The organism is Candidatus Cybelea sp., from assembly GCA_036489315.1.
GTDB lineage: Bacteria > Vulcanimicrobiota > Vulcanimicrobiia > Vulcanimicrobiales > Vulcanimicrobiaceae > Cybelea.
The window spans coordinates 32,264-54,184 of the sequence record DASXFZ010000058.1; the positions used below are offsets into that span (position 1 = coordinate 32,264).

Consider the following 21,921-nt stretch of genomic DNA (forward strand, 5'->3'; position numbering starts at 1 on the left):
CGTGTCTTTAGACTCCATCGTCATTAAGGGCGCGCGGGAGCACAACCTCAAGAACGTCGACCTGGTGCTGCCGCGCAATCGTTTGATCGTGGTAACCGGGCTCTCGGGCTCTGGCAAATCCTCGCTTGCCTTCGATACCGTCTACGCCGAAGGGCAGCGACGCTACGTCGAGTCGCTCTCGTCGTACGCTCGGCAGTTTCTCGGCCAGATGGAGAAGCCCGACGTCGACTACATCGAGGGGCTCTCCCCGGCGATCTCGATCGACCAAAAATCGACGTCCCGCAATCCACGTTCGACGGTCGGAACGGTGACGGAGATCTACGACTATCTGCGCCTGCTCTACGCGCGTATCGGAACGCCGCACTGCTATCAGTGCGGGCGAGAGATCAGCACGCAGTCGAGCGAGCAGATCGTCGACTCGATCATGGAGCTGCCCGAAGGCACGCGGATGGTGCTGCTCGCGCCGATGGTGCGCGGGCGTAAGGGCGAGTACACGAAGCTTTTCGAGGAGATCGCGAAGGAGGGCTTCACGCGCGTACGCGTCGACGGCGATACCAAAGAGCTTTCGTCGAAGATCGTCCTCGACAAGAAGCGCAAACACACGATCGAGGTCGTCGTCGATCGGCTCGTCCGCAAGCCCGAGATTCGCAAGCGGCTCGCCGATTCGGTAGAAACGACGCTGAGGCTCTCCAACGGCATCGTCACGGTGCTCGCTTCGACAGGCTCGGGGCAGCCCGAGAGGGAGCTTACGTTTAGCGAAGCCTTCGCGTGCGTGTATTGCGGGCTCTCGTTCGAAGAGCTCGCGCCGCGCCTGTTCTCGTTCAACTCGCCGTACGGCGCGTGCGCGGCGTGCACCGGACTCGGCGAGAAGATCGAGATCGATCCGTGGAAAGTAATTCCCGACCGCAGCAAGTCGATCGCGGAAGGCGCGGTCGTGCCTTGGAGCCGCGCGCTCGGCGGCGGGCGATACCCTTCGATGAATCCGTACTACATGCAGCAGCTCGAGCGAGTTCTCAAGAGCCATCGCGTCAAGACGACGACCCCGATCGATCAGCTTTCCGACGAAATCCTCGACGTTATTCTGTATGGAACCGATCGCGAGCAGAACTTCGCGTACACCTCGCGCGGCGGAAAGACGTGGGAGTATCGCTCTTCATTCGAAGGCGTGGTCAACAATTTGCAGCGCCGGTACAGCGAAACGTCGAGCGACTACGTGAAGGAAGAGATCGAGAAGTTCATGTCGGCCTCGGTCTGCCCGGCCTGCAAGGGCGCGCGCCTCAAGCCCGAAGCGCTGGCGGTCACCCTGGGCGAACGCAACGTCGACGCGCTGACGCGGATGTCGATCGAGCAGCTCGAGCTGTTTTTTCGCGAGTTGGCGCTCAGCCCGCGGCAGGAGCAGATCGCGCATCAGATCGTCAAAGAGATTCGGGCGCGCTTGGGTTTTCTGACCAACGTCGGCTTGAACTATCTGACCCTCTCGCGCTCGGCTACGACGCTTGCCGGCGGAGAGTCGCAGCGCATCCGGCTGGCCACGCAGATCGGCAGCGCGCTCGTCGGCGTGCTCTATATTCTCGACGAGCCCTCGATCGGGCTCCATCAGCGCGACAACGACCGGCTTCTCGCGACGCTGCGGACGCTGCGCGACCTCGGCAATACGCTGATCGTGATCGAGCACGACGAAGACACGATGCGGATGGCGGACGTAGTCGTGGACATCGGGCCCGGCGCGGGCGCCGAGGGCGGCGAGATCCTCACCGCGGGATCGCTCGACGACGTCATTGCGAACCCCAAGTCGGAGACCGGAGCCTATCTCTCGGGCCGCAAATTCATTCCGATTCCGCGCCGCCGCCGCAAGGCGCGCGGCTGGCTCGAAGTTCGCAACGCCAAAGCGAATAATTTGCGCGGCGTCGACGTCGCCTTTCCGATCGGGGTCTTTGCGGCGGTGACGGGCGTGAGCGGCAGCGGCAAGTCGACGCTCGTGAATGAAGTGCTTGTACGCGCACTCAATCAGCACTTGCACCGGCAGCCGCCGGGCGGAACGTACGGCACGGTCAAAGGCGCGGGTCAGCTCGACAAGATGGTCGTGATCGATCAGTCGCCGATCGGGCGGACGCCGCGCAGTAATCCGGCCACCTACACCGGCACCTTCGATTACATTCGGCAGCTCTTCGCGCTCGTTCCCGAGGCGCGAATGCGCGGCTACACCCCGGGACGTTTCTCATTCAACGTCAAGGGCGGCCGCTGCGAGGCTTGCGAAGGCGACGGCATCATCAAGATCGAGATGCACTTTCTCCCCGACGTCTACGTGCCGTGCGAGGTCTGCAAAGGGCGGCGCTACAACGCGCAGACGCTAGAGGTCAAGTACAAGGGCAAAACGATCTCCGACGTACTCGAAATGCGAGTCGACGAGGCCAACGACTTCTTCGCGGCGATTCCGCGCATCCACAACAAGCTGCGGACGATCTGCGACGTGGGACTCGGCTACATCAAGATGGGCCAGCCGGCGACGACGCTCTCGGGCGGAGAGGCGCAGCGCGTAAAGCTCGCGACCGAGCTCTCACGGCGCTCCACCGGACGCACCTTCTACGTCCTCGACGAGCCGACGACCGGGCTGCACTTTGCCGACATTCACAAGCTGCTCGACGTCCTCGAGCGTTTGGTCGAGCTCGGCAACACGGTGCTCGTGATCGAGCACAACCTCGACGTGATCAAGACCGCCGACTACCTGATCGATCTCGGCCCGGAAGGCGGAGATCGCGGCGGTACGATCGTCGCGACCGGCACTCCCGAAGAGGTTGCGCAGAACGAAGCTTCCTTTACCGGAGAATACCTGGTCCCGGTACTGCGCGACCAGCGTGCCGTCGGGCACCATCAACTCGATGCGGCCGAGCTGGAGCGTCTCGAGCAAGAGAATCTCTTCACCCTTCGCGATCTCGCCGAAACCGGCCGGGTTGCCGTGGAAGCCTAGGCCGCTAGTGACCCGCTCCGCTGCTCGCGCGGCGGCTCGCGCCGACGCCCTGCGCTCGCAGATCGAGGAGGCGAACTACAACTACTACGCCCTGGACGACCCGCAGATTACCGACGCGGAGTTCGACGCGTTGCTGCGCGAGCTGGTCGAGCTCGAGCAGCAGCATCCCGAGCTGCAGACGCCGGACTCGCCCACGCAGCGCGTCGGAGCGGCCGCCTCGGCGCGGTTTGCACCGTACGAGCACGCGCGGCCGATGCTCAGTCTGGCCAACGCCGTCACCATCGACGAGCTGCGCGCGTTCGACGAACGAGCGCGCAAAATCGCCGGAACCGGCGTTGCGTATGTCTGCGAACTCAAAATCGACGGCCTCGCCGTGGCGCTGGACTACCGAGACGGCTCGTTCGTGCGCGGGGGAACCCGCGGCGACGGACGCACCGGCGAGGACGTCACCGCGAGCTTGCGCACGGTGAAGACGATTCCGCTGCGTTTACGCGCGGCCGCACGAGCGGTGCCGGCGTTCGTCGAAGCGCGGGGCGAAGTCTACCTGCGAAAGAGCGACTTCGAGCGGCTCAACGCGGATCGCGAGCGCCAGAGCCTGGCGGCGTTTGCGAATCCCCGCAACGCGGCTTCAGGCGGCATCCGGCAGCTCGACCCGGCGCTGACGGCCGCGCGGCGGCTCTCCTTCTTTGCCTATCAGCTCGCCGTCGAACAGGGCGGCGCGGCGGCCGTGCATACGCAGTGGGAGGCGCTGGAGCGGCTGCGTGCTCTGGGTTTCCCCGTCAACCCCAATGTCGCACTCGCGAAAACGCTCGAAGAGGTCGTTACCTACTGTCGCGATTGGGAAGAGCGGCGCGACAGCCTCGACTATGAGATCGACGGCGTCGTCATCAAAGTTGACGAGTTTGTGCTCCAGGAGCGTTTGGGCGTCGTCGCGCGCGATCCGCGCTGGGCGATCGCCTTCAAATTCAAGCCCCGCGAAGGTCGCACGCGACTGTTGGACGTTGCGGTTACGGTAGGGCGGACCGGAACGCTCAATCCGAGCGCGGTCCTGGCACCCGTGCAGATCGGGGGCGTCACGGTGAAGAGCGCAACGCTGCACAACATCGAGTACATCAAAAGTAACGACATTCGGATCGGAGATACGGTGCTGGTGACGCGCGCCGGCGACGTCATTCCTCGCGTCGTTGGGCCGGTGCTCTCCGAGCGAACGGGGCGCGAACGCCGATTCAAAATGCCGGACCGGTGTCCGATCTGCGGCGCCGACGTCGACCATCCTGAAGACGAGGCGATGTCGCGATGTACGAACGCCGCCTGTCCGGCGCAGGTTTACGAGCGTTTGCGCCATTTTGCATCGCGCGGCGCGATGGATATTGAGGGCATCGGCGACGTCCTGGCGCAGCAGTTGACCGAGCTCAAGCTGGTGCGCAACATCGCCGATACCTATAACCTGAACGAAACTTCTCTCGCTTGCGTTCCTCGACTCGGGCGCAAGAGCATCGAAAATTTGTTGCGTAACGTCAACTCCTCGAAGCGGCGCGGCTTGGCGCGGCTGCTCTACGGCCTCGGCATCCGTTTCGTCGGCACGCAGACGGCGCAGATTCTCGCTTCCGACTTTGGTACGATCGATCGGATCGCCGAATCGAGTGAAGACGAACTGCAGCGCAGCGAAGGCATCGGCCCGGAGGTGGCGCGCAGCGTCGCGCTCTTCTTCAAGCAGGCGCCGAATCTCGAAATGATCGAACGGCTGCGCGCGGCTGGGGTCGTTATGGATGCGCCGAAGCGCGTTCGCGCCGACGGGACGCTGCGCGGCAAAACGCTCGTGCTGACCGGGACGCTGCCGACGCTGACCCGGGAGGAGGCGACGGAGCTCATCGCCGGTGCCGGCGGCAAAGTCAGCGGCTCCGTCAGCAAGAAGACCGACTACGTGGTCGCGGGCAGCGAAGCGGGAAGCAAGCTGAGCAAGGCAGAGCAGCTGGGAATCGCGATTCTCGATGAAGCCGGCCTGCGAAAGCTGTTGAAAAAATGACGCGCACGACGCGCACCGGCGTTGCCGTGCGCGTTCTCCCGTCCGACGTACTAACCCCGATCGGCGCCTATCGCGCACTGGCGAACCCGCTGGCGTCATGCCTGCTCGAAAGCGTCGAGAGCGGAGGGCGCATCTCGCGCTACTCCTTTATCGGAATCGACTACTGCGACGCCGCCGAGTTCGCCGCGGATGCGCAGCTCTACCCGCGCGTCCGCGAGTTCTTCGCCGAACACCGGATCGAGTCGGAGCGCGGCGCGCTCGGCGGAGCGCTCCTGGCCTTCTCGTACGAGGCCGCCCGTCCCGACGCGCGGCTGCCCGCGAGAACGCCTTCCGACCCGGTGATGCCGGCAGCATTCGTCGCAATTCCCGCGACGTGGCTGATCTTCGATCACTTTACCGACTCGCTCACGATCTGGACGAGCGGCGGCGATGCGCAGCGGCTCGAGCGCCGGATCGACGGCTACGTCGAACGTTTGTTGGCCGCGCGCCCGCTCTTTCCGCAGCCGGTGCGGGCGCACGGGGCGATCGCGCAGTCGCTCGACCGCGCACGTTACCTCGAGCTCGCCGGCGGCGTGAAGAACCTGATCTTCGAGGGCGACGTCTATCAGCTGCAGCTGGGCATCCGCTTCAACGCCGAACTCGAAGGCGAGGCGTTCGACCTCTACCGGGCGTTGCGCAGAGAGAACCCGTCACCGTATATGTTCTACGTCGACACGCCGTTCGGCCAGCTGCTCGGCGCCTCGCCGGAATTTCTGGTTCGGCTGGAAGGGCGTAGAGCGCGTCTGCGTCCGCTCGCCGGAACCCGGACGCGAGGGAGTAACGACGAAGAAGACGCCCGGATTGCGCTCGACCTGCTCTCCAACGAAAAGGAGCGCGCCGAACACGTGATGCTCGTCGACCTCGGCCGCAACGACCTCGGCTCGGTCTGCGAGTACGGCAGCGTGAGCGTCGACGAGCTCTTGCAGATCGAACGCTACAGCCACGTCATGCACATCGTTTCGAGCGTCGTCGGGCGGCTGCGAGCGGATCGCGACGCGCTCGACCTCTTTCGGGCCGGCTTTCCCGCGGGCACGGTGACCGGGACGCCGAAGGTGCGCGCCATGCAGCTCATCGACGCGCGGGAGCCGGTAACGCGAGGCTTCTACTCCGGAAGCATCGGGCGGTGGTCGTTCGGCGGCGACTTCGACTCGTGCATCACGCTGCGCAGCATCCACGTGCAGAACGGACACGCCTGGTGGCAAGCCTCCGCGGGCATCGTCGCCGATTCCGATCCAGTGGCCGAATACGACGAGATCCTGCACAAGACTCGTATCGCGCGCGCCGTGCTGGGGGCCGGGCCGTGACGGCGCGGCGGGTGCTGTTCGTCGATAACTACGACAGCTTCAGCTACAACGTCGTGCACCTGCTGGCGTCGCGCAACGCGTCCCCCGACGTCGTGCTGAACGACGATTCTCACTTGACGCGCGAACTGCTCGAACGCTACGACGCGCTGGTCGTCGGGCCCGGTCCCGGGCGGCCGGAGCACGCGCCAAAGATGATGGCCGTGCTGCGTGCGGCGATCGAGCGCAAGATGCCGGTGCTCGGCGTCTGCTTGGGACTGCAGGCGATCGGCGAGGCGCTCGGCGCGACCGTAACGCACGCTCCGCGGTTGATGCACGGCAAAACCTCGCAGATCGCGCACGACGGCAGCGGCCTCTTCGCCGGCCTTGCTTCGCCGCTGGTCGCGACCCGCTATCATTCGCTCTGTCTCGAGCCCTCGACGATTCCCGGCGTGCTGCGCGTCAACGCGCGCAGCGAGGACGGCGTCGTGCAAGGCGTCGCGCATCGCGGCCTGCCCGTCCACGGCGTTCAATTCCACCCCGAATCGGTGCTCAGCGAGAGCGGCGAAGCGATCGTCGAAAACTTCTTTCGCCAACCCTTGTCGCGATGACCGGCTTTCCCCCGTTGCTGCGCCGCCTGCTCGGCGGCCAGAATCTCTCGGCCGACGAGGCGGCCTCCTTCGTCGGCGAGGTGATGGACGGAACCTACACTGCGGCGCAATCCGCAGCGGTGTTGACGGCACTGGCATACAAAGGTGAGAGCGTCGACGAGATCGTGGGTGCGGCTCGGGCGATGCGCGAGCGCAGCCTGCACGTCGAGCACGGCCTGCCGATGGTCGTCGACGTCGTCGGAACGGGCGGCGATCATGCCAATACCCTCAACATCTCCACGATGGCGGCGCTCGTCGTTGCGGCCACGGGAATTCCGGTTGCCAAGCACGGCAATCGCGCTGCCTCGAGCGCGTGCGGGAGCGCCGACGTTCTCGAATCGGCCGGCTTTCCGATCGAAGTTGCGCCGGAGGTGGCGGCGCGGATGCTGCGAGAATCGGGCTTCACGTTTATGTTCGCGTCGCGCTACCATCCCGCGATGCGCATCGCCGCGGCGATTCGCCGCGAGCTTGGGGTACGGACGATCTTCAATCTGCTCGGCCCGCTGACCAATCCGGCGAGTGCGACGCATCTGGTCGTCGGCGTCGCGCGTGAAGAGCTCGTCGAACGGCTCGGCCCGGCGCTGCGAGCCCTCGGCGTGGTGCGCGGCGCCGTCGTACACGGCGCAAGCGGAATCGACGAGGTCGCCGGCGACGCACCGACGGCGATCTATTCCTTCGACGAAAACGGCTCGCGGCTGTGGCAGATCGAGCCGAGCGCCTTCGGAATAACCGCCCCGCTGAGCACTCCGGTCGGCGGTTCGGTCGAGCTTTGCCGCACTGCCTTCGTCGAGATACTGCAGGGAGCTGCGAGTGCGGCGGCCGACGTCGTCGCGCTCAACGCGGCCGTCGTGTTGGCGGTCGCCGGCGCCGAGAGCGAGCTGCCCGCGGCATTCGAGCGGTCGCGCGAGGTGCTGCGCAGCGGCGCCGCGTGGCGTACGTTCGAACGCGCGAAGGATGTCGGATCGCGTGCCTGACGCCTGGATCAAGTTCTGCGGCTGCACTTCGCTTGCCGACGTGGCGATGTCGCACGAAGCCGGCGCCGACGCGTTCGGAATGATCTTTGCGCCGTCGCCGCGGCGCATCGGCTTCGACGCGGCAGAGGAGATCGCGCGCCGGACGCCGGCCGGAATCTCGCCCGTCGCCGTTTTCGTAAACCCGGAGCGCGGCGAGGTCGAGAGCGTCCTCGAACTTTTCCCGGCCGCGTTGCTGCAGTTTTCGGGCGAGGAAACCCCCGATTTTGTCGGGCGGTACGGCGACCGCGCTATCAAGGCGATCCACGTCGACGACCGCGCGATTCTAGTCGACGAGCGATGCGAACGCTATCCCGAGGCGCTGGTCCTCTTCGATGCCCGGCACGACGGTATGGCTGGGGGTACCGGGCAGACCTTTGACTGGAAACAGGTCGTGGCAATCGCGGCCAAACGGCGCGTGGTGATCGCGGGCGGCTTGAGCGCCGAGAACGTTGCACAGTGCGTCGAGCGCGCCCACCCGTTCGGCGTCGACGTGCGTAACGGAATCGAGACCGGCGGCCGGAAGGATCCACAGAAGATGCGCGATTTCGTGCGAGCGGTTCGCGAAGCGAAATGAAGCCCGACTCGCGCGGGTACTTCGGCAAATTCGGCGGACGGTTCGTCCCTGAAGTATTGATCGCCGCCCTCGACGAGCTGGATAGCGCCGTGAACGAGGCTTTCGACGATCCCACCTTTTGGGACGAATACCACGCGGTCTTGCGCGATTTTGTCGGACGTCCCTCGCCGATGTATCGCTGCGAGCGCTACGTGGCCGATCTCTCGCCCGTTCCGCTGCTAATGAAGCGCGAAGACACCAATCACACGGGCGCGCACAAGATCAACAATACCGTGGGTCAGGCCCTGCTCGCGCGGCGGATGGGCAAGCGCCGGCTGCTCGCGGAAACCGGCGCAGGCCAGCACGGGGTCGCGACTGCGACGGTCGGCGCGAAGTTCGGCCTGCCCGTAGATGTTTATATGGGCGCGCGCGATATCGAGCGCCAAGCGCTCAACGTGTACGTTATGCGCTTGCTCGGCGCAGACGTTCACTGCGTGGAGAGCGGAACGCAGACGCTCAAAGATGCAACCAACGAAGCCTTTCGCGTCTGGGCAGCTCGCGCCGGGGACACGTTTTACGTTATCGGCAGCGTCGTCGGCGCGCATCCGTACCCGTATATGGTGCGGGAACTGCAAAAGGTGATCGGCGTCGAGGCGCGCCGGCAAACGCTCGCGCGCTACGGACGCCTGCCGAGCGACGTGGTCGCTTGCGTCGGCGGCGGCAGCAACGCGATCGGAATCTTCTCCGGTTTCGTCGACGATCCGCAGGTCAAACTGTGGGGCGTCGAAGCGGGCGGCGAAGGCCTTGAAAGCGAGCACCACGCCGCCTCGCTGGGTGCGGGAAGCATCGGCGTGCTTCACGGCTCGCGTTCTTATCTGCTGCAGAGCGCGCAGGGTCAAGTGCGCGAAACGCACTCGGTCAGCGCGGGCCTCGATTATCCGGGGGTCGGCCCCGAGCACGCGTTTTTCAAGGAGAGCGGACGTGCGACGTACCCGAGCGTCACCGATGCAGAAGCGATCGAGGCCTTCAAAGGCTTTGCGCGATCCGAAGGCATCGTACCGGCGCTCGAGAGTGCGCACGCGATCGCCTTCGCACGCAAACTCGCCGCGGAGCGCTCGAAAGACGACCTGATCCTGGTCAACTTGAGTGGACGCGGCGACAAAGACATCGGCCGGTGCTGACGGCTGTTTTCGAGCGCGCGCGCAGCCAGCGGCGCTTGGCCTTCATACCGTACCTGATGGCGGGCGACCCGGATCTAGCGACGACGTCGCAGTTGATCGGCGCGTTGAGCGCGCAAGGCGCGGATCTGATCGAGCTGGGCGTACCCTACAGCGATCCGCTGGCCGACGGACCGACGATCGCCGCCGCCGCACAGCGAGCGCTGGGCAACCGCGTCGGTCTATCCGACGTGCTGGCGCTGGCCAAGCAGTGCAGCGGCAACTCTGCGCCGATCGTGCTCTTCACGTATTATAATCCGGTCTACCAGTTTGGCGTGCAGCGTTTCGCCGCCGCGCTTGCCGATGCAGGCGTAGCCGGCGCGATCGTTCCCGACCTCGCACTCGAGGAGAGTGCAGAGCTGCGAGCGGCGCTGGCGGAGCAAGGGCGCGAAATGCCGCTGCTCGTGGCGCCTTCGACGCCGCCCGAACGCGCGCGCCGGATCGCCGAAGCCGCCGGCGGATTCGTTTACGTCGTTTCGCGCTTGGGCGTAACCGGCGCGGGCAAGACTCCCGACTTCGCACCTTTGCGCGCACAAATTACGGCATTGCGAGAGCGGACGTCGAAGCCGCTCGCCGTCGGATTCGGCGTAAGCCGGACGGAGGACGTGCGCAGCGTCGCGGACGCCGACGGAGTGATCGTCGGCAGCGCGCTCATCGACCGGTACGCGGGCCTCTCGGGAACGCAAGCCGTCGAGCGCGTTGTGGATCTGGCCGCGGCGCTTATCGCGGCAACGCGTCGCTAAGGGCGTCGACCACGTCGCCGGCCACGACGCCGGCGCGGCGCTTGCGTGCCGCGGCCCGTCCGGCAAGGCCGTGCCAGTAGGCGCCCGCGCAGGCGGCCTGCACCGGGGAAAGCCCTTGCGAAAGCAGCGTCGCGATGATACCGGTGAGCACGTCCCCGGTTCCCGCGGTCGCAAGCGCGTTCGTGCCGGTGGTGTTGATGTTCACCGTCGTCCCGTCGTAGATCAGCGTGTCGGAGCCCTTGAGCAGGGTCGTGATTTTGGTCCGATCGACGAACTCGCGGATGCGCTCGACGCGCGTGCCTGGCGCAATCGTTCCGAGACCGGAGAGCCGCGCGAACTCACCGGCATGCGGGGTGACGACGGCCGGACGGCCGCGCAGCAAGCCGAGGTGCTTGCTGAGATGAAAGAGCGCGCTGGCGTCGACGACGATCGGCAGCCGGTTTGCCTCGAGAAACAGCATAACGATCTTGGCCGTGCGCTCGTCGAGCCCTAAGCCCGGCCCGATCGCTACCGCGCCGTTATGACGCGAAATCTCGACGAGCTCGTGCGCGATCGCTGCCGGCTCGACCGCGTCCGAAAGCTCGACGACGACCTGCTCCACGAGATGGGCGCGCAGTGCCGCCGCGGCCGAGCTCGGAGTCGCGACCGACACGTAGCCGGCGCCCGCGCGGGCGGCGGCCCGCGCGCAAAGGATCGCCGCGCCGGGAAACTGCGCCGACCCCGCGATGATCAGGGGCGCGCCGGCGCCGCGCTTGTCGGTATCTGCAGCTCGCCGCGGGAGCAGCGCCGCAAACGCCGCGTCGTCGAGCGCCGCGAAGCTCCGCGGCTGGGCGGCCAGCGTCGCCTCGGGGATTCCGATCGCTGCGCAAACGAGCTCGCCGACGTATTCGCGTGCCGGTTCGAGAAGCAGACCGGGCTTTGCCGCCGCCAGCGTCACGGTCAGCGTCGCCCGCACCGCGTCCTGCGCGACCGCGCCGGTCAGCGCGTCGATACCGCTGGGGATGTCGATGGCCACAACGGTGCGTTCGCGCGTGTCGAGCACGCGCGCGAGAGGGCGATACGCCTCGGGCAACGGCAGCCGCGCACCGGTTCCGAACATTCCGTCGACGCCGATCGCGTTCTGCAGCAACGCGCGAGCCTCGCGTTCGCCGGCCGGCAGCGCAACGATTCCGACCCTGGTCGCCGCGGCGCGCGCCCGCGCGGCAACGCGCGCCTCGGATCCGACCGCTGCAGGATCCTCGGCAACCGTACACTCGTACTCGCTCGCGAGCTCCGCCAGCGCGCAGAACGCGTCGCCGCCGTTGTTACCGGGGCCGGCGACGGCGACGATGCGAGCGCCCGGCGGCGCTACGCCGCGCAGCCGCTGCGCGATGGCGGCGCCGGCGTTGCACATCAACTCGATCGCCCCGGTTCGGGCAATTGCCTCCGCGTCGGCGGCACGCATCTGCTCGGGAGTCAGAACGTAGATCACGATTCCAAAATTACCACGGCCGCGGCGATCTCGGCCGTATGCGTTATCGTCAGGTGGATCGTGCGCACGCCGCGCAGTTCGATCAGGCGCCTCGCGTCACCGAAGAGCTCGATCGTCGGTTTGCCGCTGCGCTGGTGCCCCACGCCCACGCTGCGCCATGCAATCCAGTGGCCGAAGGCCTTGCGCGTCGCCTCCTTCGCTGCGAAGAAGCCCGCGAGACGCTCCGGCCAGTTGCGTTTGCGCAGCGCGTACGCCATCTCGCCCTCGGTGTAGATCTTGCGCGCGAACCAGGTCAGCTCGCGCTCCCCGAAGCGGTAGCGTGCGACCTGCGCCGTGTCGAGACCGATGCCGACGATCATCCTGAAGACTTCGACGCGGCAGATGCAGGCCACCTAGATTTTGTGCGCGAAGTACGCGGCTCGAGATGGATTCGAATATTCGAATCGTGCCGATCAATACCGTCGACGCGGGATTCATGAGCCGTCTCGCCCCCTGTCTCGAAGAGCGATTTCTCTGCAGCGTGGGCGTGGAACGTTCGCTGGTCGTTCCCCGCAGCACGCTCAACGCGACACGCGGCCAGCTCTTCGTCTCGACCCTGATGACGAAGGTGCAGCGAGCGCACCCGGAGGTTGGCGCGGCGACGCTGGCGATCACCGAGTTCGACCTGTACAAAACCTCGCATCGTTTCGTTTTTGGCGATGCCGACGAAGCGCAGAGCCTCGCGGTCGTCTCCACCCACCGGCTGCGCTCGGAGTTTTATGGCGAGCCTGCCGATTCCAACATCCTCTTTCAACGGATCCTCAAGGAGTCGATCCACGAGCTCGGCCATGCCTTCGGCCTCAAGCACTGCTACAACGCGCGCTGCGCGATGTACTACTCGAACTCGATCTTCGAGACCGACAACAAGATGCCGCATTTTTGCGAGGTGTGCGACCGCCGCCTTTCCCGCGCTCGGTCCTAGAACTTCATCAGCGTATTGTGCATTCGTTATCGTAGGATGCGGGCGTCGGCCATTTCGATTGCTTGTGTCTCTCCGTTGTCGCGCTGGACGCGGAGTGCGCCGCCGATCTCGAGGCGCGCGGCTGTTGCGTCGAACGGTTCATTAACGCCGTCTAGTTGAATTTGGTAGCGCCGCCCGGGAACGCCGGCGCCGGCTTCCCATAACTGCACGACGCGCCGCGCGTCGTCGAGCAGTTCGAGCGACGTTGCGTAGTTGCGCAGGATCGCTTCGAGCAGTGCGGGCCGCTCGATGGGCGCAAAATCCTCACAGAACGCGGCGCTCTCTTCGATCGGCGTTGCCTTAGCGCCCGAGCGGACGACGTTGATTCCAACACCGCAGGCAACCCGCGCAGCGGGACCGGTGACTTGCGATTGGCAGAGAATACCGGCAATCTTGCGACCTCGCACGAGAATGTCGTTGGGCCACTGAAGGATCGCGGGTATGCCGGCCGCTATCAGCGCCTCGCGCACCGCGAGTGCGACCCAGAACGGTACGAGCCAAAGACGATCGGTGCGAACGGCCTCCGGCAGGATCGTGCTGAAGAGGAGCGAGGTTCCGGCGGCTGCCTCCCAGGTGCGCCCCCGGCGTCCGGCCCCGCGACTTTGATACTCGGCGACGATCGTGTGTCCGGCGAAGCGCTCGTTGCCGAGCAGCGCCGCAGCGTCCGCATTCGTGCTCGTCGTGCCCTCGACATACGAAATCGATGTGAAGGGGCTTGCCGCCAGCGCAGCGAGGATTTGCGCGTACGGCCCGGCACTCGACTCTCGCACGCCGCATGATTCGGCAGCCGGTCTCTTCTTCACCCCAAGCCGGGCGGAGTCGCGGCCCGTCTAGCCAACCACGGCAGTATGTCTATTGAACGTACGCTCATTCTTTGCAAGCCCGACGCCGTTTCGCGAGGGCTGGTCGGCGAGATCGTCTCGCGTATCGAGCGACGCGGCTACGTGATCTCGGCGATGAAACTGATGCAGCTCGACGGCGAGCGTGCCCGTCAGCACTACGACGAACACCGCTCCAAGCCGTTTTTCGCCGACCTCGTCTCGTTCATCACGAGCGGACCCCTGCTTGCGATGGCGGTCGAAGGTCAAGATGTAGTCGAAGGCTGCCGTCAGCTCATCGGCGCCACGAATCCGCTGCAGGCGGCTCCCGGCTCGATCCGCGCCGATCTCGCGCAGACGATCGGGCGCAATCTCGTGCACGGCAGCGACGGCACGGCAAGCGCCGACCGCGAGCTGAATATCTTTTTCGAAGATAAAGATTTCGTTTCGCGCCGTCACGATCTCGAGCGCTGGATCAAGGAGTAAGGATGTCCCTGGAATCGTTACGCGGCGGGGGGAATCCGACGGTCGAAGGCGTCCACGCGCGCGAAATCCTCGATTCTCGCGGCAATCCTACCGTCGCGGTAACGGTCGCTACGAACTTCGGTGCGGTCGAAGAGGCGATGGTTCCATCGGGGGCCTCGACGGGTGCAAACGAAGCGGTCGAACTGCGCGACGGCGATCAGCACCGCTACAACGGCAAAGGCGTTCGCAACGCGGTGCGGGCCGTCAACGACATCCTGGGGCCCGCGATCGAAGGCCTCGATGCGACCGCGCAGCGGGAGATCGACCAGCGGCTGATCGAGCTCGACGCTACGGCAAACAAATCCAATCTCGGAGCGAATGCGATTCTCGGCGTGTCGCTTGCCGTCGCGCGCGCCGCGGCGGTGAGCCTTTCGCTTCCGCTCTTTCGGTATCTCGGCGGCCCGGCTGCGGCGACGCTTCCCGTTCCGATGATGAACGTGATCAACGGCGGCAAGCACGCGGAGGGCGCGTTGCAATTTCAGGAGTGTATGATCGTCCCGGTCGGCGCGCCGACGGAGACCGAAGCGGTGCGTTGCGGCTCGGAAGTCTTTCACGCGATCGGGCAAATCTTGCACGAACGGGGCCTTCCGACGCTGGTCGGCGACGAAGGCGGCTACGCACCGCCGCTGGAGACGCCGCAGCAAGCACTGGGGCTGATCGTCGAAGCGATCGAACGAGCCGGGTATCGAGCGGGTGACGACGTCGCGATCGCACTCGATCCCGCCTCGAGCGAGTTCTACTCCGACGGTAATTACTATCCGCTCTCGCGCGACACCGCGGCGAACGTCGACGAGATGATTGCGCTCTACACGGATCTTTGCGATCGCTATCCGATCGTTTCGATCGAAGACGGCCTGGCGGAGAACGACTGGTCGGGCTGGGAGAAGCTCACCGCAGCATTAGGTAAGCGCATCCAACTCGTGGGCGACGATGTTTTCGTAACGAACATGACGTTCCTCGAGCGCGGGATCGCGCAAGGCGTGGCGAATGCGATTCTCATCAAGGTCAATCAGATCGGCACGCTTACGGAGACCCTCGACTGCATCGCGATGGCCCAGCGTGCCGGTTACGGGATCGTGATCTCTCACCGGTCCGGCGAGACCGAGGATACGACGATCGCCGATCTCTCGGTCGCCACCGGAGCCGGCCAAATTAAGACCGGGTCGCTCTCGCGAAGCGATCGCACGGCGAAATACAATCGCCTCATGGCGATCGAAGAACAACTCGGGCAGGCGGCTCGCTACCCCGGGGCTAAGGTCTTTGCGCGCGGGCCTGTAGCTCAGCGGTAGAGCGGCCGGCTCATAACTGGTTGCGCGTAGGTTCGAATCCTACCAGGCCCACCATACAATGCGGTGAGACTAGGCACGACTCGGCACAACGGGCATCATTCGCCGCTGGCTTTACGCCCTGTTCCGATCAGAGCGCCGAGTGACTCTGCGGCCGATTGCAGCATCGCCGGAGCGATATGGGTGCGTGTCATTTACAGCGGGTCCTTCCGTCAAACATCGCGCTGCGAATGGCCGAACGCTCCGCGTCATTTAGGTCTGCATCGTCGGAAAGATCGGTCATCACCATATGGAAAACGTATGCCTCCTCTACGGTGGGCGCCTCATTGCACGGCATTTCCGAATATCGAACGAAGTAGCGAACGCGCCACGTGACCTTTGGGTTTGGAAACGAGCCAAGCGATCCATTTGCGCGCTGGCAAGCGACGAGTTCGTCAAAGGTCGGCAGGAATGGCTTGCAGCGCGCGTTGATGGAAGGCTGCACCGAGTTGACGATCGCCGCTTGTCCGGATAGTGAAGGCGCAGGCGGTAAAGAGGCGCCGGTGCTGCCGCAGCCTGCCGCGAGTGCGACGCCAACGCACCAGCCGAGAACCTGCAGCGCCAGCCGTCGAGGTCTGAAACGGCCGATTGCTACAAGCGGATGTTTGCTGGCCCACAAGGCACGGTGTTCTAGAGGCGCTACCAGCCCGTCGGCTCGGCCTGCAGCAGACGAAGCATTGCTCGCGGTAGGTACCGACGTGGAAATGGTTGTGCGTTTTCTTGCGTAACGTCTCATCAACTTCCCTTTCAGGCCACTCGGGCGTCGTTGCAGCCATCCGTCCTCGAGCGTGACCGGCCAATCATCCTACGGAACGGCGACGACCAAAACACACAATCCACACAATCGCCCTACACCTTTGCAGCGCGATGGAGGATAGCAACTACGCGATTTCCCCTGCGGCTGGACAGCAAGACAACAAAATGGCGACCAGTATTATCGCCGCAACGAGCCTCGGGCTTCGCAAGCAGATCGTGAGGGTGCCGCCAACGGTAGGGTGAAAAGCCGAGCACGAGGCGGAAGAGGGCAACGACGCAACTCGGCTGATTTTGGACGCTCCTCCGACGCTACGACGCTACCGCGTTGCCGCAAACCTTTCCCAAGGGGCTTCTCGCCGAGCGCGCCCGGGTTAGTGTTAGCGGCGTCGGATCCCTTGAACGCGGCGACCGGCGCACGCCATGGCGCGAAACGTTTTCACTTTTATTTGGACGCGTTGACGCTTAACGCCGAGCACCGCCGGGAGTTCGAGGCTGCCGCTTCCTTCGGTCGGAAGGCGGCGCCAAAACTAGCCTCCGTGGGATGGCGGGATTCCCAAACCGCATGCCTGCCGCTGGCCCTGATTCCAGAGCGCTCCGGGGACTAACGTGTCCGCCACGCGGCAACGTCTTGAAACGTGTCGATTTGCGCGCCGCGGTTTAACACGTGCAGCCGCTTTGTGAGGGCGTCGAAGTCCCGCCCTGCGAACACGGGGATAAACGGCAGATCCCGGGCAAGGAGATGCTGGACGATGCGGTACAGAACGACGCGCTTCGAGCGATCGTACGTATCGAGGGCAGCCAGGTTCGCGGCATCCACCGACTTGTTGCAATAGCTCATCATGTTTTGAGGCCCGTTGCAATCTAAGAATGTGCTTTGATCCGGATCTGGGGGCTCGAGTATGCTCCAAAAAACCGCTTGCGAGTGTTTATTCGTTGTCGGGTCTTCCTTCCCAAAGAACTGAAAGGCGCTGAACCCATGGAGCGTCACATCTATACCGACCAAAGCCAGCTGCTCCTGTAACTGTATGGCTATTTCTTCGTTCGACGGTTGGCCACTCATGTAAGCGATCTCGATGTCGAGCCTCGTACCCGCTCGATATCGGCCGCCGTCCGCGTTACGATGCCAACCCGCTGCATCCAGCATATCGTTAGCTAGACGGACGTTGTATTGAGAATACCGTGCGCTCGGATCGTACGACCATCTGAAAGCCGGAAAGGCCGCATCTCGCGTATCGAAGGCACCCCGAGTAGCCCGAGAGACGATCGCCGGCAGATCGATTGCCGTAGCAACGGCACGTCGAACGATTCTATCCTGCAAGATCGGATCGTGCATATTGAAGGTCAAGGCTTTCATATACGAGGCGCTTCCCTCTAGGACGCTGTACTTAGACAGCGTACGCACTTCGGGCAAGAGCGACAAGTCCATCCCAAACGACCCGTCGATGGTTCCGGCGCGCAACATTGAAAGGGCGGTACTGTCGTTTGGGATGCTCCGTAAGTCGATCTCATGCACGCCCGGCCGCATGCCGGAATAATAGGGATTTGCGACCAGCTCGATTACGTCATTTCGGATCCATCTCTTTAATTCGTAGGGTCCGGAGCCGATCGGATGTGAATCGAAAGGAAGATTATTTAATGATGGGGCCCTCCATAAGATATGCTTGGGAAGAATCGCGACGTTCACACCCTCCAAGATTGGCGCGTAGCGCTTCCTCAAATGTACGGTTAAGGTATATCGGCTCGTCGCAACGGCGGACTTAATCTCGCCGTACGTTTGCGTTGTAACGATATTATTTGCCGGATTTAATATTTCGGTCAGTGTGAAAGCGACGTCAGCGGCCGTCAATGCCGTGCCGTCGCTCCAACGAACGTCCCGACGCAGTCGAAAACGGACGTCGAGACCGTCGCCCGAAATGCCGCCATTTGATTTCGTTGGAACGACCGCCGCAACCTCGGGCGTAAACGCGCCGTTAGCGTCTTCATGCAATAGTGTCGAATAGAGAAGCTCGGTGATATCCTCATATTGCCGCCCGCCGAGAAAAAGCGGGTCGAGCGTGGTTGGGTCGAGCCTATACGCGAATACCAAACGGTCCCGTTGCGGTATTCCATTGCGAGAACTGCAAGCAATGCCAACGAGAACGGCGACAGCCCACCAACTGCTCCGGGCGCCAAAAAGTCGTGCAGCGCGGAAAAGCCCTGCAAAGCGAAGTCTAAGCGGTGCGGAGCGTCCCACTTCCTTCAGATTGAACCACCTCGCGAAACTTCCCCCACCTGCGGTACGCGCTAGAGACGAGGCTGCGAGGATGCCTTAGCGGGCGGCCCGAACGTCGGCGCGATGGACCGAGGAGAGCAATCAAAGAGCTCGCCTGAGTTCGGGGCTCTGCTACGGCACCACCGCCTGGCCGCAAATCTCTCTCAAGAAGCGCTCGCCGACCGCGCAAGAATGAGCGTTAACGGCCTGGGTTCTCTGGAACGTGGCGACCGGCGAAATCCACGACGCGAAACGCTCGACCTTTTATCCGACGCACTGGAGCTTAATGCCGAACAGCGAAGGCAATTTGCGTTTGCCGCGTCGCTCTCGCCCGACGCTCGGCGGAGACAGGTGGTCGCAGTCGGCCCGTGGCCGAACCCCACGGTCGAGAGCCTGCCATTCGCGTTAACGAGTTTCGTCGGTAGGGATAGCGAATTCGCCGAGATCACCGCGCTTGTGGGCGCTCATCGAATGGTGACGCTCACCGGCGCGGGAGGCGTTGGTAAGACGCAAACGGCATTGCACGTAGCATTGACTGTTGAAGAGTCCGGTCACGGTCCCGCGTGCTTTATCGGGCTCGCGCCGATCGGAAATCCGTCGCACGTCGTCGCCGCGATTGCATCCGCACTGGGCGTGCAGGAAGCACCCAATCGCCCCTTGCTGGAGACGCTAGGCGCCTTCCTGAAAAACCAGGCGTTGTTCTTAATTCTTGACAATTGCGAGCACGTTATCGCCGAAGCGGCGTTTGCCGCAGAGTCATTATTGAAAGCCTGTCCGCACATTCGAATCCTGGCGACCAGTCGAGAACCACTACGCGCCGCCGGCGAATACGCCTACAGGCTGCCAACGCTTGCCCTTCCTTCGCTCGATGCTGGGCGCGCTCTGCGCGCAGGGCACGCCGCTAGAACGTTCGGAGCCATTAGGCTGTTCGAGGATCGGGCAAGTGCGGTGGATCGCACATTCGCGCTCACTGATTACAATGCACCTATCATTGCAGAAATCTGCCGGCGTTTGGATGGCATTCCACTTGCAATAGAACTCGCTGCCGCTCGAGTGGGGCAACTTCCATTGAAGGCGATCGCCGACAAGTTGGACGATCATTTCGGCATGCTCACCCAAGGTTCGCGCACCGCCTTACCGCGACAGCAGACGATGCGCGCAACCGTTGAGTGGAGCTATAACCTTTTGAGTACGCAGGAGCAACGGGTCTTTGAGCGGCTCTCGATCTTTGCCGGTGGCTGTGCGCTCGACGTAGCGACGAGCGTTTGCAGAGATCACGACGGCGACGTCGGCGGCGCCGAAAACGCCGCTGACGTCTTCCACGCACTCTCGTCGCTCGTCTCGAAGTCACTCCTTACTGCGGATCCAGAGAAGGGCGAGACTCGCTACGTTCTTTTCGAGTCGTTTCGGCAGTATGCCGGCGCAAAGTTAAGAGAACGTGGCGAATACGAGACGGTAGCGCGTCGTCACGCCCTTGCGTATTGGAACCTCGCGCATCGATTCGGCGGTTCCTATTCAGTTGCGGACGCTTTGCCTCGTTAGCGCATCGAAGAGGAGCTGGATAACTGGCGCGCCGCGCTGCATTGGACGCTGAACGATCGAGGCGACACGCTGTTAGGGCAACGACTTGCTGGGGCCTCCTTCGGCGTGTGGCAAGACAGATCGGTCGAGGGTCGAGCTTGGATCAATACTGCGATACGATCGATCGACGATCGCACGCCGGCAAATGCGATAGCCGACCTGCGCTTCGCGGAGGCGGTCGTCGCTTGGCAGCTCTGGGAATGCGAGACAGAGCTTGCCGCCGCACAAGCCGCAGTCCGGCACTATCGTTCGATAGGAAACTCGTTGGGAATTGCTCGAAGCCAAGATCTGACGGCGCACGCGCTAATTTATCTTGGGCGAATATCGGAAGCGAAGCGGGTGCTGCTTCAAGGCATCGAGCTTGCCCGGGAAAACGGAGACCTAGTCCTGGTCGCCTTTATGCTGCGCAATCTTGCGGTTGCCAGCGAGGCCGAGAATGACCTCGTTGCGGCGCGTGATCACATCGAGCAAGCGCTTTCAATCTATCGGACGTTACCCGACACCCATGGCGAGAACCAACTGCGCATTGCATGGGCCGTCAGCGATCGCGCCTTGCTTGAACGCAACGCTGGAAATCTCGAACTGGCCCTCGAGCTCATTACCGGTCTCCTTAACGTGCCGCGGATACCGAGTTCGTGGCGCGTCATTTGCAACGTGCTCCTGGCCGCAGCGGATGTTGTGACGATGCTTGGCCAGTACGACGAGGCTGACGAGTACGCGCACGAAGCGCTCGACCTTCATCGTCGACACCGATTGCAACCGGCGGCCGCGTGGGTATTCCAACAATATGCGGTCACGATCGCCTACCGCCCCTACGCGAATGCCGAGCAGCTGTATTCTGCGCACGTTCGAGCTGCCAAGATCCTCGGGTTCGTGGATGCTTCCCTTTCAGTACTCGGCGCAGCGCGCACGCCCGAGGGCGTCGCTGAATATGGCTGGCTTCTGGATGTTCTGCGCGCGTCTTTCGAGCCCGAGACGCTGGCAATGCATATGGCCTTCGGTGCGGCAATGGGCGAAGATCGGGCGGTGGAGTTGGCTTTGGAAACGGCCGGCTAGATGTGTGAGATGATTGTGTGGGTTGTGTGTTCTCCTGGCGAACGCCAGCGCTCGTAGTCATGAGCTTGCCGAGTCTTTGCGATCGGAACGCGCTGGACCGAAAGGTAAGTGCGTCGCAATCTCGCACAGGTCTCAAGACTGGGGTATCCGAAGTGCCTCCTAAAGTGCTCGCGTAAAGCGGGACCTCAGTAGACCGGCTGCATGGCTACTGCAACAAAGCCAAAAGCGCTGTTAGATAATACCAAATTCCGGTCAAAGAGGTGCACGTCAAACGAAACCACAGAGCCGGAACAGGTTGGTTCGACACGGCTTAGAATTGCGTGGTGGACGCCTTCCAGGACCAAAGCAGCGCAGTTAATCCTTCCAAAATAGTTCTGCTCGAACGTAAGCACGTATTCGCCACGCTGTGGATGCGTCACTGTGAAGTCCTGTCCGGCGAGGATTTTGCCATCGTGGCTAATTAGCCCCGATGCTGACGCAGTGATATAGCCCGTGTTGCGATGGATATTAGCCGCCGACGCATAGCCCCCTAGCCCAATGACTAAACCAAGGATAAGGAAAATAAACCTTTGCATTTAACGAGCCATCCTTTCGTCGAAGTCGAGTTGCGGAGGGTCATATTTGTCGCTCAGGCCCGGAACGCCTAGAC

Annotated in this window: 19 protein-coding genes and 1 tRNA gene; 14 read left to right on the top strand and 6 right to left on the bottom strand. The window is 63.5% G+C overall.

Annotated features, from left to right (window positions below; genetic code table 11):
• Position 1 precedes the first annotated feature (1 nt).
• From uvrA to trpA, 8 genes are read left to right on the top strand one after another with little or no spacing between them, the layout of a single operon-like run.
• Positions 2-2,968 (top strand): excinuclease ABC subunit UvrA, encoded by a 2,967-nt coding sequence (gene uvrA, locus VGG51_12845; protein ID HEY1883918.1) that lies wholly within the window; start codon positions 2-4, stop codon positions 2,966-2,968.
• Positions 2,969-2,975: 7 nt separating this feature from the next.
• Complete coding sequence (ligA, locus tag VGG51_12850; protein HEY1883919.1) at positions 2,976-4,994, top strand: NAD-dependent DNA ligase LigA; 2,019 nt, start codon at positions 2,976-2,978, stop codon at positions 4,992-4,994.
• On the top strand, positions 4,991-6,337 hold the full coding sequence (locus VGG51_12855; protein ID HEY1883920.1) for an anthranilate synthase component I family protein: 1,347 nt from the start codon (positions 4,991-4,993) through the stop codon (positions 6,335-6,337). The genes ligA and VGG51_12855 overlap by 4 nt, the downstream gene beginning before the upstream one ends.
• Complete coding sequence (locus VGG51_12860; GenBank protein ID HEY1883921.1) at positions 6,334-6,924, top strand: aminodeoxychorismate/anthranilate synthase component II; 591 nt, start codon at positions 6,334-6,336, stop codon at positions 6,922-6,924. Before VGG51_12855 ends, VGG51_12860 begins: the two co-directional genes overlap by 4 nt.
• The gene (trpD, locus tag VGG51_12865) at positions 6,921-7,937 is read left to right on the top strand and encodes an anthranilate phosphoribosyltransferase (GenBank protein ID HEY1883922.1); all 1,017 of its coding nucleotides are present in this window, start codon (positions 6,921-6,923) and stop codon (positions 7,935-7,937) included. Before VGG51_12860 ends, trpD begins: the two co-directional genes overlap by 4 nt.
• A complete protein-coding gene (locus VGG51_12870; protein ID HEY1883923.1) occupies positions 7,930-8,550 on the top strand; it encodes a phosphoribosylanthranilate isomerase in 621 nt (206 codons plus the stop codon). The genes trpD and VGG51_12870 overlap by 8 nt, the downstream gene beginning before the upstream one ends.
• Positions 8,547-9,710 (top strand): tryptophan synthase subunit beta, encoded by a 1,164-nt coding sequence (trpB, locus tag VGG51_12875; GenBank protein HEY1883924.1) that lies wholly within the window; start codon positions 8,547-8,549, stop codon positions 9,708-9,710. The genes VGG51_12870 and trpB overlap by 4 nt, the downstream gene beginning before the upstream one ends.
• Entirely contained in the window at positions 9,704-10,489 is a 786-nt protein-coding gene (trpA, locus tag VGG51_12880) for a tryptophan synthase subunit alpha (protein HEY1883925.1), read from the top strand. Before trpB ends, trpA begins: the two co-directional genes overlap by 7 nt.
• Here the strand turns inward: trpA and VGG51_12885 are convergent.
• A complete protein-coding gene (locus tag VGG51_12885; GenBank protein ID HEY1883926.1) occupies positions 10,467-11,960 on the bottom strand; it encodes an NAD(P)H-hydrate dehydratase in 1,494 nt (497 codons plus the stop codon). The two genes, trpA and VGG51_12885, sit on opposite strands and share 23 nt — an antisense overlap.
• Positions 11,957-12,352, bottom strand: coding sequence for a holo-ACP synthase (gene acpS, locus VGG51_12890; protein HEY1883927.1), 396 nt, complete (start codon positions 12,350-12,352; stop codon positions 11,957-11,959). Before acpS ends, VGG51_12885 begins: the two co-directional genes overlap by 4 nt.
• A 32-nt stretch (positions 12,353-12,384) precedes the next feature.
• On the opposite strand from acpS, the gene VGG51_12895 reads away from it, so the two are divergent.
• Complete coding sequence (locus VGG51_12895; protein HEY1883928.1) at positions 12,385-12,921, top strand: archaemetzincin family Zn-dependent metalloprotease; 537 nt, start codon at positions 12,385-12,387, stop codon at positions 12,919-12,921.
• A 26-nt stretch (positions 12,922-12,947) separates the two neighbouring features.
• On the opposite strand, the gene VGG51_12900 is transcribed toward VGG51_12895, so the two are convergent.
• The gene (locus VGG51_12900; protein HEY1883929.1) at positions 12,948-13,730 is read right to left on the bottom strand and encodes a biotin--[acetyl-CoA-carboxylase] ligase; all 783 of its coding nucleotides are present in this window, start codon (positions 13,728-13,730) and stop codon (positions 12,948-12,950) included.
• A 78-nt stretch (positions 13,731-13,808) separates the two neighbouring features.
• Between VGG51_12900 and ndk the strand changes: the two genes are divergently transcribed.
• From ndk to VGG51_12915, 3 genes are all read left to right on the top strand, one after another.
• The gene (gene ndk, locus VGG51_12905; GenBank protein HEY1883930.1) at positions 13,809-14,264 is read left to right on the top strand and encodes a nucleoside-diphosphate kinase; all 456 of its coding nucleotides are present in this window, start codon (positions 13,809-13,811) and stop codon (positions 14,262-14,264) included.
• Positions 14,265-14,266: 2 nt separating this feature from the next.
• Entirely contained in the window at positions 14,267-15,592 is a 1,326-nt protein-coding gene (eno, locus tag VGG51_12910; protein HEY1883931.1) for a phosphopyruvate hydratase, read from the top strand.
• A tRNA-Ile gene (locus VGG51_12915) sits at positions 15,572-15,646 on the top strand. Before eno ends, VGG51_12915 begins: the two co-directional genes overlap by 21 nt.
• A gap of 133 nt (positions 15,647-15,779) precedes the next feature.
• Here VGG51_12915 and VGG51_12920 read toward each other — a convergent pair.
• Positions 15,780-16,364 carry a hypothetical protein gene (locus VGG51_12920; GenBank protein HEY1883932.1) on the bottom strand — a complete coding sequence of 195 codons (585 nt, stop codon included), beginning with the start codon at positions 16,362-16,364 and terminating at the stop codon, positions 15,780-15,782.
• 621 nt (positions 16,365-16,985) lie between these two features.
• Positions 16,986-18,470, bottom strand: coding sequence for a peptide ABC transporter substrate-binding protein (locus VGG51_12925; protein HEY1883933.1), 1,485 nt, complete (start codon positions 18,468-18,470; stop codon positions 16,986-16,988).
• Positions 18,471-18,719: 249 nt separating this feature from the next.
• Here VGG51_12925 and VGG51_12930 point away from each other — a divergent pair, with 249 nt between their 5' ends.
• Both VGG51_12930 and VGG51_12935 read left to right on the top strand, forming a co-directional pair.
• On the top strand, positions 18,720-20,177 hold the full coding sequence (locus VGG51_12930; protein HEY1883934.1) for a helix-turn-helix domain-containing protein: 1,458 nt from the start codon (positions 18,720-18,722) through the stop codon (positions 20,175-20,177).
• A gap of 378 nt (positions 20,178-20,555) precedes the next feature.
• A complete protein-coding gene (locus VGG51_12935; GenBank protein HEY1883935.1) occupies positions 20,556-21,272 on the top strand; it encodes a hypothetical protein in 717 nt (238 codons plus the stop codon).
• A gap of 185 nt (positions 21,273-21,457) precedes the next feature.
• Here VGG51_12935 and VGG51_12940 read toward each other — a convergent pair whose 3' ends face one another.
• Positions 21,458-21,847, bottom strand: coding sequence for a hypothetical protein (locus tag VGG51_12940; protein ID HEY1883936.1), 390 nt, complete (start codon positions 21,845-21,847; stop codon positions 21,458-21,460).
• Positions 21,848-21,921: the final 74 nt, after the last annotated feature.

Bases quoted from the DNA above. Each gene is read 5' to 3' on its own strand.
- ndk (HEY1883930.1), top strand. From the start codon at position 13,809: ATGTCTATTGAACGTACGCTCATTCTTTGCAAGCCCGACGCCGTTTCG.
- trpB (HEY1883924.1), top strand. From the start codon at position 8,547: ATGAAGCCCGACTCGCGCGGGTACTTCGGCAAATTCGGCGGACGGTTC.
- trpD (HEY1883922.1), top strand. From the start codon at position 6,921: ATGACCGGCTTTCCCCCGTTGCTGCGCCGCCTGCTCGGCGGCCAGAAT.
- VGG51_12940 (HEY1883936.1), bottom strand. From the start codon at position 21,847: ATGCAAAGGTTTATTTTCCTTATCCTTGGTTTAGTCATTGGGCTAGGG.
- VGG51_12920 (HEY1883932.1), bottom strand. From the start codon at position 16,364: ATGAGACGTTACGCAAGAAAACGCACAACCATTTCCACGTCGGTACCT.
- VGG51_12855 (HEY1883920.1), top strand. From the start codon at position 4,991: ATGACGCGCACGACGCGCACCGGCGTTGCCGTGCGCGTTCTCCCGTCC.
- VGG51_12930 (HEY1883934.1), top strand. From the start codon at position 18,720: ATGGACCGAGGAGAGCAATCAAAGAGCTCGCCTGAGTTCGGGGCTCTG.
- VGG51_12895 (HEY1883928.1), top strand. From the start codon at position 12,385: ATGGATTCGAATATTCGAATCGTGCCGATCAATACCGTCGACGCGGGA.
- eno (HEY1883931.1), top strand. From the start codon at position 14,267: ATGTCCCTGGAATCGTTACGCGGCGGGGGGAATCCGACGGTCGAAGGC.